Source organism: Oceanobacillus sp. B139/18, from assembly GCF_055524595.1.
On the sequence record NZ_JBVFXI010000002.1, the window covers coordinates 234,201 to 249,234 of the forward strand.

12 protein-coding genes are annotated in these 15,034 nt (G+C 41.7%); all 12 read right to left on the reverse strand.

Going from position 1 to position 15,034, the window contains the following annotated elements:
- Nucleotides 1-6: 6 nt before the first annotated feature.
- A complete protein-coding gene (pcrA, locus tag ACZSMY_RS08505; RefSeq protein ID WP_256705995.1) occupies nt 7-2,253 on the reverse strand; it encodes a DNA helicase PcrA in 2,247 nt (748 codons plus the stop codon).
- Nucleotides 2,254-2,285: 32 nt separating this feature from the next.
- Nucleotides 2,286-2,978: a heptaprenylglyceryl phosphate synthase gene (pcrB, locus tag ACZSMY_RS08510; RefSeq protein ID WP_193063918.1), complete on the reverse strand. Its 693-nt coding sequence runs from the start codon at nt 2,976-2,978 to the stop codon at nt 2,286-2,288.
- A 280-nt stretch (nt 2,979-3,258) separates the two neighbouring features.
- Nucleotides 3,259-3,582: a YerC/YecD family TrpR-related protein gene (locus ACZSMY_RS08515; protein WP_042533048.1), complete on the reverse strand. Its 324-nt coding sequence runs from the start codon at nt 3,580-3,582 to the stop codon at nt 3,259-3,261.
- A gap of 138 nt (nt 3,583-3,720) precedes the next feature.
- The gene (locus ACZSMY_RS08520; RefSeq protein ID WP_465147661.1) at nt 3,721-5,448 is read right to left on the reverse strand and encodes an adenine deaminase C-terminal domain-containing protein; all 1,728 of its coding nucleotides are present in this window, start codon (nt 5,446-5,448) and stop codon (nt 3,721-3,723) included.
- A gap of 918 nt (nt 5,449-6,366) precedes the next feature.
- A complete protein-coding gene (locus ACZSMY_RS08525) occupies nt 6,367-7,641 on the reverse strand; it encodes a TRAP transporter large permease (protein ID WP_256705993.1) in 1,275 nt (424 codons plus the stop codon).
- Nucleotides 7,638-8,135, reverse strand: a complete 498-nt coding sequence (locus ACZSMY_RS08530) for a TRAP transporter small permease (RefSeq protein ID WP_042533041.1) — start codon at nt 8,133-8,135, stop codon at nt 7,638-7,640. Before ACZSMY_RS08530 ends, ACZSMY_RS08525 begins: the two co-directional genes overlap by 4 nt.
- 31 nt (nt 8,136-8,166) lie before the next feature.
- Nucleotides 8,167-9,198, reverse strand: a complete 1,032-nt coding sequence (locus tag ACZSMY_RS08535; RefSeq protein WP_193063867.1) for a TRAP transporter substrate-binding protein — start codon at nt 9,196-9,198, stop codon at nt 8,167-8,169.
- Nucleotides 9,195-10,106: a hydroxymethylglutaryl-CoA lyase gene (locus ACZSMY_RS08540; protein ID WP_332094162.1), complete on the reverse strand. Its 912-nt coding sequence runs from the start codon at nt 10,104-10,106 to the stop codon at nt 9,195-9,197. Before ACZSMY_RS08540 ends, ACZSMY_RS08535 begins: the two co-directional genes overlap by 4 nt.
- On the reverse strand, nt 10,106-11,308 hold the full coding sequence (locus tag ACZSMY_RS08545) for a CaiB/BaiF CoA transferase family protein (RefSeq protein ID WP_332094163.1): 1,203 nt from the start codon (nt 11,306-11,308) through the stop codon (nt 10,106-10,108). The genes ACZSMY_RS08540 and ACZSMY_RS08545 overlap by 1 nt, the downstream gene beginning before the upstream one ends.
- Nucleotides 11,305-11,982 carry a GntR family transcriptional regulator gene (locus ACZSMY_RS08550; protein WP_256705992.1) on the reverse strand — a complete coding sequence of 226 codons (678 nt, stop codon included), beginning with the start codon at nt 11,980-11,982 and terminating at the stop codon, nt 11,305-11,307. The genes ACZSMY_RS08545 and ACZSMY_RS08550 overlap by 4 nt, the downstream gene beginning before the upstream one ends.
- A 175-nt stretch (nt 11,983-12,157) precedes the next feature.
- Entirely contained in the window at nt 12,158-13,249 is a 1,092-nt protein-coding gene (locus ACZSMY_RS08555) for a glycerol dehydrogenase (protein ID WP_193063870.1), read from the reverse strand.
- 172 nt (nt 13,250-13,421) lie between these two features.
- Nucleotides 13,422-14,666, reverse strand: coding sequence for a phosphoribosylamine--glycine ligase (gene purD, locus ACZSMY_RS08560; protein WP_042533031.1), 1,245 nt, complete (start codon nt 14,664-14,666; stop codon nt 13,422-13,424).
- Nucleotides 14,667-15,034: the final 368 nt, after the last annotated feature.

Sequence of the window (15,034 nt, forward strand, 5' to 3'; positions counted from 1 at the left end):
TCCATTTTACTCCTTTGTTATGGGGGCAAATTTTGCAAGAAGACGTTTGATGCCTACCGGAGCAGGAAATGCTACATCTAATTCCAGCTTTTCTCCTTCTCCCTGTACTCTTACAACCGTACCCGTTCCCCATTTTTTATGAGCAGCTTTATCACCGACAGACCAGCTTTTAGATTCTGCTCCGCTGGACTTATGTGCCTGCATTTTTTCAGCCCGTCTCTTCGGTGGTGCTTCCTGCTTCTGGCTCGAGCCAAAGCTCTTTCGCATGCTGCCAGCTCCGCCAAATGGTGATTTTTTGGTTGTTTCCATGCCATCCATCAATTCCACCGGAATCTCATTGATAAATCGGCTGATTGGGTTCATATTGGTACGTCCATATAAAGTACGCATTTGAGCATGCGTCAAATAAAGCTCCTCTTCTGCTCTGGTAATACCGACATAAGCAAGACGGCGTTCCTCCTCCATCTCTTCCTCGTCAAACATCGAGCGGCTGTGTGGAAATACATTCTCTTCCATTCCAATTAAGAAAACGACAGGGAACTCCAGTCCTTTTGCTGCATGCAATGTCATCAGGGTGATTTTTTGAGAGTGATCCGGATCCTCTTCATCGACACGGTCAATATCTGCAATCAATGCTAAATCGGTTAAAAAGGCGATGAGTGTTTTGTCTTCTTCACTTGCTTTTTCAAATTCTTGTGTAACAGTTTTAAACTCTTCTAAGTTCTCCAGTCTAGACTGCGCTTCAATGGAACGCTCATTATTCAGCATTTCTTCATAGCCGGTCCGTTCCAGCACAGCTTCTACCATATCCGTCGCTGTCAGAAACTCCTGCTGCTGTGTAAGCGAGCTGATAAGGCTACCGAATCCTGCTAAAGCATTGGCTGCTTTTTTCGAAACACCGGTGAAATCAACTTCCTTCACTGCTTCAAAGAGAGAAATATCATGCTCTACTGCATATGCTTGCAAGCGTTCAATCGATGTTTTTCCTATTCCTCTTTTAGGTTCATTTACCACACGCTGGAAGCTGATATCATCATCGGGATTCGTAATTAACCTTAAATAAGCAATCATATCCTTGATTTCTTTACGGTCATAGAAGCGTGTACCGCCAACCATTTGATAACTGATAGCTGATTTGACAAATGTATCCTCAATTGCACGGGATTGTGCATTGGTACGATACAATATAGCAATGTCACTTGGCTGGTATTTGCCTGACCGAGTTAACTGCTGAATGGTATCTGCAATATATAAAGCCTCTTCCTGCTCAGTTGCTCCTTTATAATAGGATATCTTTTTTCCGTCATCCTTATCCGTCCAAAGATTTTTCGGCTTTCGTCCAGAGTTATTGCCAATTACTTTATTCGCCGCCAGTAAAATCGATTTGGTAGAGCGGTAATTTTGCTCCAGCATGACAGTTTTCGCTGACGGGTAATCTTTTTCAAAGGACAGGATATTCGTAATATCTGCTCCGCGCCAACGGTAGATAGACTGGTCTGAATCGCCGACTACACACAGATTTTGATACCTTTTGGCAAGCTGTTTGACCAGAAAGTATTGTGCATGGTTTGTATCCTGATACTCATCGACATGAATATATTGGAACCGTCTCTGGTAATATTCCAAAACTTCCGGTACACGGTCAAATAAATGAATCGTCTGCATAATCAGGTCATCAAAATCTAAGGACTGATTTTTCCGCAGCATTTTCTGATAGCCTTCATAAATCTGCGCTACTTGGCGGTCATAGAAATTACCGGCATTCTTCGCAAATTCATCTTCTGTAATCAGCTCATTTTTTGCTGTACTAATCTGTCCAAGCATCGCCCGGGGATCAAATTTCTTTGGATCAATATTGAGATTTTTAAGTACTTGCTTTACAACAGATAATTGATCTGCACTGTCTAAAATGGAAAAGTTCGAGGAATATCCAATCCGGTCAATGTCCCGGCGTAAAATCCGGACACACATCGAGTGAAATGTAGAGACCCACATATATTCACCTTGAGGACCGACTAATTTCGCTACCCGCTCCTTCATTTCTCTTGCCGCTTTATTGGTAAAGGTAATCGCTAAAATATTTCGGGGAGCTACTTCCTTCTCTCCCATTAAGTAAGCAATTCGATGTGTCAATACGCGTGTTTTCCCGCTTCCGGCTCCTGCCATAATTAAGAGCGGACCTTCTGTATACCGTACAGCCCTCTGCTGCTCCGGATTTAATGTATTTATCATCGCTTCCAGCGTTTGCTCCATCTTATCTCTTCCTTCCTTGGTTATTCTCCTTTTTACATATCCTCTTTAACAGCAGCTACTGTCTTGAGTGCTTGTTTTATATCCGTATAAATACTGTTTCCAACAATAATTGCATCAGCATACTCTTTCATCTCTTTGGCCTGCTCCGCTGTCTCAATACCGCCGCCATAGAAAAGCTTGGTGTCATTAAGTTCTGCCTTCACCTCGCGAACGACTTCTGCATCACCATAGGTACCGCTGTATTCCACATAAAAAATGGGCAGATGAAAAACATGCTCTGCCATATATGCATATGCCTTTACATCTTCTATATCGGGCAATTCACAATTCGTATGCTGGAAAGCTTTTGCTTCTGGATTTAAAATGCAATAACCTTCAAAGTATACCTCACTGTACTCCATCATGTCGATATATTCCTTGATTGCTTTTTGCTGTATATCCATCACATATTTTTTCTCTTTTGAATTCAATACCATCGGAACAAAATAAGTATCAAAGCCTGGAGTCAATGCTTCTTCATTCGAGATTTCCAAAACCACCGGTACCATATGTGCTCTGCGAATTCTTGATAATAAATCTAAAACCCCGTCTAATGTGACATCATCAGTGCCGCCGACTATAATCGCATCGGTCCCTGATTCACAAATTTTATCTAAATCTTCATCAGATATTTCCTTTGCTGGATCTAATTTAAACAGATGCTTCCATTCATTTATATTCATAATCAGTACAAATCCTCCATTATTACATTCATCTCTTTATTATAACAAAAATCGGCAAATGAATAGAACGGATAAGGTAAAGATTTTCAATATCTTAAGCAAAAACTTATTTACAAAATAGTGTTTATAAAGTGAAACTTCCTTCAGTGGGGATTTTTCAACGCACAACGCTTTATGATAGGCGAGTAATCACAACGCCAGCCAGTTACACTGCGATAAAATAAAAAAAGAGAAATCGAAACTATTTGCCTTACTTCAATAGTTTCGATTTCTCTTTTAGGCATTATTCTTCTGATTCTTCTTTTTCTTCTTCTCCTTTGATATGCAGCCTTTTCAAAACCAAATTATAGCCGTCACTGCCATAGTTAATGCAGCGTCTCACTCGGGAGATGGTTGCAGTGGAAGCTTTTGTTTCCTGCTCGATGGCACTGTATGTTTTTTCTTCTGTCAGCATTTTCGCAACCCGTAAACGTTGTGCCAGGGATTGGATTTCTGACATAGTAGCAATATCATCAAAAAACTGATAACACTCCTCACGCGTTTTTAATGATAATATAGCATCAAACAATTGATCGAGCTGCTCCCCTCGTAGCTTATCTATTTGCACTTCAATTCCCCCTTATTTTTCCTGTCCTTCTCTGTACCATTCTGAAAAGAAGAATAGGAAATAGTATTTTATTCATCCAACGAAGCTTCCTTCTCTAAACAAGAGCTTATTTTCGTCCATCAGGACAACTTTATTATACTAACGCATCGTAGCCGGAATTACAATTTCCCTTTTTTTCACATCCAGCAATCCCTGCTGTGTAATACGGAAGAAAGGCAGGTGGAAGGCAGAAAGAAATAACAGGCTGTAAATCGGATCTTCATATGCGTATCCGTGTGCTTTCAACACCTTTTTTATTTCCTTGTTCATCGGAATCAATTCTTCCATCGCGTTCTTCGGCATCACTCCTCCAAGGGGAAGCGGCATTTCTGCTAAAATCTCTCCCTGGTCCACCAATACAATTGCTCCGCCCAGCTCTCTCATCCGTTTCGCGGCAATACGGATATCTTTCTTAGAATTACCAATATGAATAACATCTCCCGTAGCTGAAAAACTGCTGACCAGCGCACCGAGCTTCGGAGCAAATCCGCGAATAATTGTATTTACCCGCCACTTGCCATGCTTATCAATTAATGCAATAAATTGCTCGCTTTTACTGGAGGGAATCTGATCAGCACTGACATCTGATACAATCGTATATGGCTGGATAATCACATCATTGACCATATCCATCCCGATTGGACTCGAAAACTGTAAATCCTCGTCCGTCAGCTCCCAGTCAAATTCAACTGATGTAATATCAAATTCTTCCCAATTAATGACGGATGGATAAGGAATTGCTTCGCCGTCCTTTTTGATCCATTTCCCTTTGCTTATCACGCTCTCCGGATGCGGATTTTGTTTATCTAAAAGGATATTTATATTAGCAACTCTTCCCGGCGCAATACTGCCGAATTCTTCCTCCATATTAAAATGTCTGGCAGGATGGTAGCTCGCCATGCGATAAGCCGTTTCTGCAGGCAGTCCATTCTCTACTGCTTTCTCAATACAAACATTGATTATGCCATCTTCCATAAAGGCTGGTGTTGGTCCATCCATTGTAAAACTCATATTATCAAATTGCGATAATCCTTTATCCAGAAGGCCTTTGATTATTTCCGGCAAATCTGGACGGATTGGTGAGTAACGAAGACTGACACGATAACCAAGCTCCAGCCGTTTTAACACATCCTCCGCCGTCATTGATTCATGATCACTCGAAATGCCGAAAAGCTTCATTTTTGTCAGAGTGCGGGATGACGCGCCCGGCAAGTGGCCTTCTATCGGCTTGCCCAGCTTCTTCATCTCCTGAATCCAGTACAGCAGACGATCACCGCCTGTCAGCAAGCTCGGCCAGTCCGTCAGCTCTCCTCCCTGAATAACCAGCGGATGCTCTGCCCAATCTAATACATCTCTCGTATTAAACACATGATCATCCTTTAGTATGGTCTGGCTGTCAAAACGATTCCACCAAAACATATTTACCGGCAATTTAGAAAAAGCATTTATCATAGAGAACGTTTTCTTTTTATTTAACAGCAAATACCAGGTTAAATTATCATTTACAAAGGTCGTCGTTCCCGTTTTCGCAGCATACATCACCGTTTCTTCCGGATTAGCAGCCTGAAAAGGGTGAGCATGCGGCTCAATATAGCCTGGCACTACAAATTTCCCCTGACAATCATAAAAATTTGTCCCTGTTGTCTCTTCAGGCAGATTTTCACCAACATAAACAATCCGGTTCTCATAAATCCAAACGTTTGCTTCCAGCCATTGATTTGTATATACATTTAAATAGGTTGCATTGGTCAAGATAGTGCTGGGTGCAACCGTCCCGTCGATTACATTGACATGCTGTCGTAATTCCCGATTTCTCCATAATGTCATTAAGCAACTCTCCACTATTTGTCATTTATTTTTATTCTATCATAAATGTAGTGCTTTAATATAATAAAGTTGACTTTTTCTCTTATGAATAGGTATAGATCGGTACTGCGTTTTTATATTTTATATACTTGCTCCAGCAATTTTTACAGCATGGACAAAGGAGCTAATGCAATCTAGAAAAAGACAGAGTCCGATTCCAGAAATTTATTGATATCACGATTACCACCTAAATCCAATTAGAAAAACCAAGAATACCGCTTGTTCTTAAAACATTGGTGTTCTTGCCAAAGAGATGTCCGCTCCGGGAAGTCGCTTTCCGCGGGCAACGTTCAGCCTCCTTTAAAGAAGAATTGCTGATTGGCAAGCCGTCAGGTGCAGACAGAAGCATAGTCGCACTTATGCCCTGCGGGTAGAAAGAAAACCACTTCCTGCTCAGGTCTACCTGTTGCTTTTCCCGCAGGAGTCGACAACATCCGCTCCCATCTAAGAAGAATTATGTTTTATTTGCTTTTTTTCAAAGAAATAACGCAAATTCTAGCGACAGATGAGTTTGATGGGGCGAGTAATCGCAGCAACGGTTTTAATAGACCGAGTAATCGCAGTCCCAGAGGAAAAACACGTAGACTCCTATGGGGAAGCGTAGTGTTTTTCTGGGGGTTGCGATTACTCACCCCACCATAACCCGTCGCAGCGGTCGCATTAACCTGACAACATTGAAAATTACTCCCCCCCCATGAAATCCGTTGGAACGGCTATACTCAGCACTTTTTTATACTTCCTTACGTGCAAAAAACAGTGCAGTTTCTACAAATTTCGCAAAAACTGCACTGCATCTTATTTAAGATATGATCGGATGTTTCAAAGAAATCCGAGTTACTTGAAAAGTTCCTTTTGATCATAAAGCTGTTTACATTTTATTTACTGTACATCCCCTGTAAAGTAAGTTGCAATTTGCGGGAAGATGCATAACAGAATGATAAACAGAACCATAATCAGGGCATAAGGTATCACGCCTTTTACAATTTCGGCGATGGTATTGTTTTTATCCAGCCCTTTTAAAACAAACAGATTTAAACCTACAGGCGGTGTAATTAGTGCCAATTCCATGTTAATTACCATAATAATAGCAAACCATATCGGATCAAATCCTAACGCAGTAATAATCGGATACAGGATTGGTACGGTAATAACCAAAATAGAGACAGTTTCTAAAAACATTCCCAATACAAGTAATACAATGTTAATCAAAATAAAGATAACCCAAGGTGATAAATCTGTCGCGGTGGCAGCTGCTGTAATCTGCTGCGGAATTTGCAATATAGTTAAGATAAAACCAAGCAGCTTAGCACCAATGATAATAAATAGAATCATCGCACTCGTTTTAACTGTGGACAGGATCATCACTTTCAAATTAGCAAACGTCAGATTCCGATATACCACAATGGCAATGAGAAAGGCTAATACCACGCCGACTGCAGCCGCTTCTGTCGGTGTGAAGATTCCTGAGTAAATTCCGCCGATAATCACAATCGGCAGCAATAGCCCCCAGATGGCTTTTTTAGACGCTTCCCACCGTTCTGCCCATGTAGCAGGCTCTTCTTTTATATGCCGCATTTGAATAGAAGAAAAAATCATAAAGCTTAACGTTAAGATAATCCCTGGCACGACACCGGCAATAAATAATTTTCCGACGGATTCCCCGGTGAGTGAACCGTATAAAATCATCGGCACGCTCGGAGGAATAAGAATGCCCAGCGTACCGCCGGCTGCCAATAATCCAAGCACATATTTCTTTTTATATCCCCGGCGAACCATTTCCGGAAGCGCTACGGCGCCAACTGTTACAGCTGTTGCCACACTGGAGCCCGAAATAGCAGAAAATATCGCACAACAGAAAACGGTCGCTATACCTAACCCCCCGGGAAAATGTCTGAACCATCTGCTCGCCATTTCGTACAAATCCCGTCCTACTCCGCTGACAACAAGGATTTGACTCATCAGTATATACATCGGCAAAGCTGTCAATGTAAAGTCATCCAAAGCTGAGTACGCTATAATCGGAATTTGTGCAAAAGCAAAGCTTCCCCCGTTAAATAGAAACATTCCGAGTACAGCAAGCATCCCTAAAGAAAATGCAACCGGGAGACCGATAAGCAAGAATGTAGCTAATCCTCCAGCAAAAAATAGATTCATAGATGGTCTCCTCCTTTATGTACATTCCCGTCAATCAGCTGCAATATAAATGCGATAATAAGCAGAACGCCGCCTATCGGAATAAATAATTCAGGTAAATACATCGGTATACGCAGCAAGGAGGTGGAAATAACTCCTAATTCAAATGTCATAAAAACATGTTTAAATCCATACCATGTCAATATCGCACTAAAAAGTAATCCAAGCCCGTTACAAATATATGCGAATATCCTGCGAGCAGCGTCATTCACACGATTTACCAATAAATCTACTGTAATATGCGCATATGTCCTCACTGCATATGCCGTTCCCAAAAAACAGCTTCCTATAATCGCATACGTAGATAATTCCGTGGCCCATGCAGTCGGCATACCAAAGAATGATCTGGATATTACTTCATAAAACGTCATCAACGTTGTCGCGAATATTAAAATCCCAGCTAGATAACCCGCGTATTTAATTAATAAATCAGAAAATTTATACAATCTATTCATGCTGTAACTCCTTCCAAGTGATGAACAACTTTTATTCGCCATCTACTATATCTAATAATTCACTGCCTGCTTCTCCAGCCTCTTCTTCAAAGATTTCCCACACCGGCATTGCAGCTTCTTTCCATATATCGAGTTCATCATCAGGTACTTCATATACTTCCATTCCTCTGTCTTTCAGCACTTGGAGTGTTCGTTCATCTTCCAGCTTCGTTTGCTGGCGAATCCATTCTTCGGTCTCATTGGCAGTTTCTTCAATTAATGTTTGTGTATTTTTAGGCAAATCATCCCAAAATTCTTGATTAACGCCCAGAATAAATTCAAAATAAGTATAATTATTTATCGTCAAATAATCTGTTACTTCATCATAACTGCGCTGCACCATTGCTGTTGTTCCAGATGTAGCACCATCTACGGTTTGCCTTTGCAATCCCATGTATACTTCTCCGCCTCCCATAAACACCGGAGATGCGCCATAAGCTTGAATTAATTCAGAAGGGAGTGTTCCTACACTGCGGATTTTCAGACCTCTAAAATCTTCTGGAGATTCCAGCGGACGTTTATTATTCGCAAATTGTCCAAAGCCATAATCACCAAACATCAATACTTTCACACCGACGTCTTCCATTTCGGAACGAAGTATATCTCCGAATTCACCATTCAAGGCTTCCCCTGCTTCCTCATATGCTTCAAATACATAAGGGACATCAAATATTCCCATCGCAGGTACTGTAGAAGACCAGATTGTAGAAGAATTCATTCCCATTTCTACACCGCCTGTTAAAAGCGACTGGTTCATATCTGTATCAGACAGCAGCTGCCCATTCGCAAAAATCTGCATATCTATCTGGCCGTTTGATTTCTCTTCTATTTTTTTAGCAAATTCTTCTATTCCCTCTGAAATATGATGACCTGATGGCAGATTATAAGCTAATCGAATCGTAGCCGGTTCATACTCCTCGCCACTCGCTTCTGTTTCTTTCGGGGTCTCGTCACCATTGCTGCAGGCCGATAAAATGACTCCTGTAAGAAGCAGCAGGAATGAAAAATAACGTAATTTCTTCATTCCATCATCTCCTTCATCGTGCGTGTTCTATCTAAATGGCGGATTCTCCCCAGCGGTGTTTTAGAAGAAAGACTCGCTGCAAAGTCAGCCGCTTCGAACAGCTTATTGATATCTACTCCTGTTTTAACCCCCATCCGTTCAAACAGATATACTAAATCTTCCGTTGCCAGATTCCCTGCTGATCCTGGAGCGAACGGACAGCCGCCGATTCCGCTGACTGCTGTTTCAAATATCCGCACGCCTGCCGTGTACGCAGCATATGCATTCGCTAACCCCAATCCTCTCGTGTCATGGATATGGAAAGAAACATTTGTATCTCCTGTCACATCGAATACTTTTTTGAATAAACGATTCACAGCATCTGGTGTCGCGATGCCAATTGTATCTGCAATTCCAATTCTGTCCGCTCCGGCCTGTACCGCTTTTTCTGCCAATTCAAGCACTTTTTCTTCCTCCACATGCCCTTCATAGGGGCAGCCAAAGCTGACCGCAATCGAGAAGCAAATTTCCATCCCTTTTGATTTTGCTTCTTTTGCTACTTCCGTAAACATTTCGAAATTTTTATCAATCGTCATTCCTAAATTTTTATCGCTGAAGGTTTCTGTTGCAGAGGCTGCCCAATTCAGTTCCAAATGCGGAAACTCACTTGCCCGCATAAACCCCCTTTGATTCGGAATCAATGCAATAGGCTGTATATTCTTATTTGAATGGATCTGCTCTAATAACGCTTCGGCATCCGCCATCTGTGGAACTTTTTTCGGATGAACAAAAGAGGCAGCCTCAATTTTTTTAATTCCTGCTTCTGTGAGCTTATCGATAAGCTTTGCTTTTTCTTCTGTAGAAACTTTTTTCGGTTCTATTTGCAATCCGTCACGCGGGCTTACATCAATAATAGTAACCTGTGTCATCAGATGATTCCTCCCTCTTTTAACCTTTTAAAATCCTCATAGGAGAAGTTTAGAAATTCCTTGTAGATTTCCTCATTATGCTGACCTAGCATCGGCCCGTTTGCTTCAATTTCTCCCGGCGTTTCCGAAAGCTTCGGTACAATGCCCGGGGTCTTTATTTTTTGGCCGTCATCCAGCACAATTTCCTGGATCATATCTCTGGATTGGTAATGTACGTCCTCAATAATATCCTTGATACTATAAATCGGACTGACCGGCACGGAAGCTTCGTCTAAAATCCGCTGCACCTCTTTAATCGGATATTGTTTCGTCCATGATTCAATGACACTATCAATATATTCCACGTTATTCACCCGGTCTTGGTTCGTTGCATATTTGGGATCTTCTGCCATGTCCTTTCTTCCGATGGCTGTCATCAGACGCTGGAAAATACGGTCTCCATTTCCGCCGATAATGACGTAGGAACCATTCGCACACAGGTAGGAATTAGACGGAGCTACACCCGGCAGTGTACTTCCTGTTCTCTCGCGAATCTCCCCTGTTAAATCAAACTCCGGAAGCATTCCTTCCAATAAGCTGAATACGGACTCATAAAGAGCAACATCTACTTCCTGCCCCTTTTTTTCCTCATCCCGATCGCGAACTCGTAACGCCATCAATGTGCCGATAACAGCATATAATCCGGCAACCATATCTCCAATAGCAATTCCGACCCGAACCGGCGGCAAATCCGGGTAACCCGTTAAATACCTCAGTCCTCCGACTGCTTCTGCTACACTTCCAAATCCGGCTTTTTCCCGATATGGGCCTGTCTGGCCATAACCGGATATTCTTGTTAATACGATAGAAGGATTCACTTTCTTCAGCGTTTCATAGCCTAACCCCCACCGTTCCAGCGTTCCTGGTTTAAAATTTTCTAAAACAACATCCGCTGTTTTCGTCAGATTCTTAATAATCTCCTGTCCTTCCGCTTCACGAAGATTGACGGTAATCGATTTTTTATTCCGTGATTGAACATGCCACCAAACGGATGTATCCTTGTACATGACTCTCCAGTTTCTAAGCGGATCACCATTTTTCGGTTCTTCTACCTTAATCACTTCTGCTCCAAATTCAGAGAATAATTTTCCCGCAAAAGGAGCAGCTACAATATTTCCTAATTCTAATACCCTTATTCCTTCAAGTGGCTTTTTCTTGCTCAATCTAATCCCTCCAATTCATCTCTGTTCAAATTCAGAAAGTGTGTAAAATCTCTTTCAATATGCTGTTTCATTAATTCTTTTGCAGCATCTGCATCCTGCCTGGCAATGGCCTCCCATATTTGCTCATGATCCGCAAATGCTGTTTCTCTATGTGTCGGGTCTTTATCCACAATGACTTCCCGATAAAAACTATTCACCCCGCGCAGTGTCCCGAGCATGGATATGAGAAAAGGATTTGCACTGGCTTCAATAATAATATCGTGAAAAGCTACCGTGACATGTTTTTCATTATCATCCTGCTTTTCTTTATGACGGGCGGTATTTTCCACTTCCTGCTTCATCAAGAGCAGCTGTTCATCAGTCCGTCTGATAGCAGCGTAATAAGCGGCAAGTGACTCCATCCCTATCCGGCATTCGTACAAATACCTAAAATCTGTAAGAGAAGGCTCTACAACCGTAACACCGCCGGTTTTTGATAAATTCAGAAATCCCTCTTTTTCCAGCATCCGTATCGATTCACGAATAGGGCTCCGGCTAACATTTAATGCTTCTCCTATCTTTTCTTCTATTAATCTTTCTCCAGGTTTGAATTTTCCGACAATAATTTGCTCTCTCAAGTAATCGTATACTTGGCTTTTTAAGGTTTTCTTTACGATTTCTACTATGACAATCACCTCTTGTATACAGTATGCAAGTTCATTCGTTCATATTATTACAATAAAAGTAAAAAGTCAAACTATTTCAAATATAAAAATGCAGATTTTTCTTCATTCAGAAAAAATAAAAGCTCTGCACCCATAACTGGACGCAGAGCTTTTATTAATTCATTCGATTTTTAGGATCATACGATTACTTTTTACTTAATTGATCCACCGCTAAAATAGCTTGGGCAACATCATCGGCAGTGATTTCTTTAGAAAGGTTGCCCATGGTTTCTCCTTCTTGCGTTGCTGCAGCTCCAACCTTTTGTAAATCTTCATAGGATACTTCGTCCAAATGCATTTCTTCCAAGGACGTCGGCAGGCCTAGTGACTGATAAAAGTCGATGTATTTTTGGATTTCCTGTTCTGGATGCAATTCCAGTACAAGCTGTGTCAGCGTACCATAAGCAACTTTTTCACCATGCGTTAGATGATGGATATCTCCATCCAGCACGGTAAAGCCATTATGGATGGCATGTGCAGCAGCTAATCCGCCGCTCTCAAATCCAAGTCCGGATAAAAGGGTGTTTGCTTCTACAACTGCTTCCACTTGCTTGGTCACCAGATTTTTTTCTACTGCTTTATATGCTGCTTTTCCGTAAGCGAATAAGGTTTTCTCACACGCTTCTGCAATAGCACGTGCAGCAATGCTCGTCTTTCCTCCTGCCATTGCTTCTCCATTACTTTTAATCGTTGCTCTTGCTTCCACCCATGTTGCCATGGCATCAGCTATTCCAGAAGCAAACAGACGGGCTGGTGCACCAGCTACTACTTTCGTATCTACCAGCACTAATTCTGGATTTTTATTATAAAACTTATAGGATTCAAAAACACCCTCGTCATTATAAATAACAGATAATGCACTTGTCGGTGCGTCTGTTGATGCAGTCGAAGGAACAATAACAACACTTACTTCCAGCTCATCCGCAACGGCTTTTGCTGTATCAAGTGTTTTTCCTCCTCCGACACCAATGATAAAGTCGGCCTCCGCTTTATTACCTTCTTCTGCTATGCGGCTGATTTCTGTTATAGAGGCTTCGCCATTAAATGGAACAAAATGAAAATCGATATTTACATCTTTCAGGCTGCTCTCAACCGTTTCCTCCGTTATCTTCCAAACCACTTCATCAGATATAATTAATGGTTTCTTCCCAACTGCTTCAACATATTTGCCAAGCTCGTTTAAAGCTCCTTTTCCTTGAACATATTTGCTCGGTGAAGTAAAAATAACATTAGACATCAAATCTCTCCAATTCTTATATTTCCCTTTATTATACCCATCATTTGGATTGCCAAAACAGTAACGTACCCTTGCATCACATATTCAGAAAATAGAAATATTTTTTCGCAATAACTTTTAAAATGCAAATAAAAATGCAAAGGAGATTTCCGTCCTTTGCATTTTTCTACCTCTATTTAGCTATATCGCTCCGGTAAAAAAAGTTACCATTCAGTTCTGCTTTATCCAGCTGCTGATACACTTTTTCTGCAGCCTGTGAAAGTGTGTCTGCACGTCCGCCGATCAGGAGCACTCTTCCTCCGTCATTGACAAGCTTTCCATCTGCCTTTTTTGTTCCGGCATGAATAATATAGGTGTCTTCTGTATCTTCAAATTGAGGAAGCTCATTCCCTTTATTATACGCTCCTGGATACCCTTCCGATGCAAGCACGACACCGACACAGGCTTCCTTATGCCATTCTAAATGCGGGTTCTTTTTCGCCAATACATCCTGCAGAACCTGGAGTAGATCATTCTTTAATAAAGGAAGAACGACCTGCGTTTCCGGATCGCCAAAACGTGTATTGAACTCAATTACTTTAGGGCCTTTTTCCGTCATCATTAAGCCCGCATAAAGAATCCCTGTGAATGGTCTGCCTTCTTCCAGCATTCCTGCTGCTGTTTTTTCTAAAATCTGTTCAACAGCGAATTGATAATCTTCTGCCCTCAAATCCGGAATCGGAGCAAAAGCTCCCATGCCGCCTGTATTGGGACCTTCATCATGGTCAAACGCCCTTTTGTGATCTCTTGCTGCCATCATTGGATAGACCTTATCTTCATGGACAAACGCCATTAAGGAAAATTCAGCGCCCTCTAAATACTCTTCAATCACCACAGTAGAGCCGGCCTGATCAAATGCTTTGTCCACAAGCATATCATCGATCGCCTGAACAGCTTCCTCCTCTGTCATCGCCACAATAACACCTTTTCCAGCTGCTAAACCGTCTGCTTTGATTACAATAGGAGCACCAGTTTCCGCAATTCTCTTTTTCGCCTCTTCAGCATCCTGAAAGACACCGTAAGAAGCAGTAGGGATATCATATTTTTTCATGAAATCCTTTGCAAAGCTTTTACTGCCTTCCAGCCATGCTGCTTCTTGTGTAGGGGCAAAAACTGCAAGGTTTTCCTGTTGAAACCGGTTGGTGATTCCGGCATTTAACGGATTCTCAGGGCCAACAACCGTTAAATCAATTGCCGCTTCTTTTGCAAAAGCTGCTAATTCTTCTATGTTCATTTCATCAATGGGAACACATTCGGCTTCTTCTTCCATGCCGGCATTTCCAGGAGCAACATAAATCTTGTCTAACTGCGGGTTTTCCTTTAACTTTTTGATGATACTATGCTCTCTGCCGCCGCGTCCTACAACTAATATTTTCATAGCTTCCCCTCCGTTTTCAAACTTCTCAAGATGAGTGAATTTTTTTATCAGTTCGTAACTTAATTAGAATATTTGGTTGTCACCAGGCCTTTAAATGAAAACCTTCGTTACACTTATGCAGTAAGAAAGTTTATACTTTCTCAACTGTAAGAAAAACCAAGAATACCACTTGGTCTTTAAAACATCGGTGTTCTTGCCAAAGAGATGTCCGCTACGGAAGTCGCTTTCCGCGGGCAACGTTCAGCCTCCTTTAAAGAAGAATTGCCAATCGCTAAGTCTTCTTTAAAGGAGGCTGAGCGCAAGCCCATGGAAAGCGAAGTGTTTTTCTGGGGTTGCGATTACTCACCCCACCATAACCCGTCGCAGCG